The following is an 881-nucleotide window of genomic DNA, read 5'->3' as shown; positions in this document are numbered from 1 at the left end:
GCACCGGGCCTGCTCCTCCCGACGGCCGCGTAGCGCCGACCGGCTCCCTCGGACCGCCCGTCCGACCGGCCGGTGGTGTCCGCGCGGCTCGTCACGCCGAATCCCCGTCACGGGAACCGATGATTCCGGCTCGACGAGAGCTTCGTGGAGGACCCATGTCCGTTCTTGCTCCCCTCGGTGCGCTGCTGGCGCACCTGTCCGTCCTGCTCGGCCTGCTGTTCGGCGGCTCGGCGACGGCCGCCGCCGTCGTCGCGCTGACGCTCGGGGTGCGCCTCGCGCTGCACCCGCTCGCCCGTGCCGCCGCCCGTGGCGAACGAGCCCGGGCAGCGCTCGCCCCCCGGCTCGCCGAGATCCGCGAGCGGCACCGCCGAAACCCGCAGCGCATGCAGAAGGCGACAGCCGAGCTCTACGCTGAGTCGGGCTCCTCACCGCTGGCCGGCTGCCTGCCGACGCTGCTGCAACTGCCCGTCTTCCTCGTCCTGTACCAGCTCTTCACGAGCCACAGCTCGGGACTGCTGGACGAAGCGCTGCTCGACGCGCCGCTGGGCGGCACCTGGTTCGCGGCGCTGGCGGAGGGCGGCCTGCTGGGCGGCGCCGGCCTCGTCCACCTCGGCCTGCTGGTGGTGCTGACCGCCGTCGCCACCTGGTCGTTCGTCCAGACCAGTCGACGCACGAAGCGGCTCGGCAGTGTCCCGGAGGGGCCGATGCGCCTGCTGCCGCTGCTGTCGTACGGCACGGTGGTCAGCGCCGCCGTGGTGCCGCTGGCCGCCGCCCTCTACCTGGTGACCAGCACCACCTGGACCACCGCGGAACGGGCACTCCTGCTGTGAGCCCCGGGCCGCCGGACACCGGCCGGGGCGCGCCCCGGCCGGGCGGGTCAG

General features: G+C 74.8%; 1 protein-coding gene. It reads left to right on the top strand.

The window, feature by feature from the left end; translation table 11 throughout:
- The first annotated feature begins 155 nt into the window (after window positions 1-155).
- Window positions 156-830, top strand: coding sequence for a membrane protein insertase YidC (gene yidC / locus ACYVE9_RS28715; protein WP_461030809.1), 675 nt, complete (start codon window positions 156-158; stop codon window positions 828-830).
- Window positions 831-881 lie beyond the last annotated feature (51 nt).

It is taken from the genome of Streptomyces sparsus, from assembly GCF_054776295.1.
Note: the sequence above shows the minus strand (reverse complement) of the source record. Positions and strands in the feature narration are given on the sequence as shown.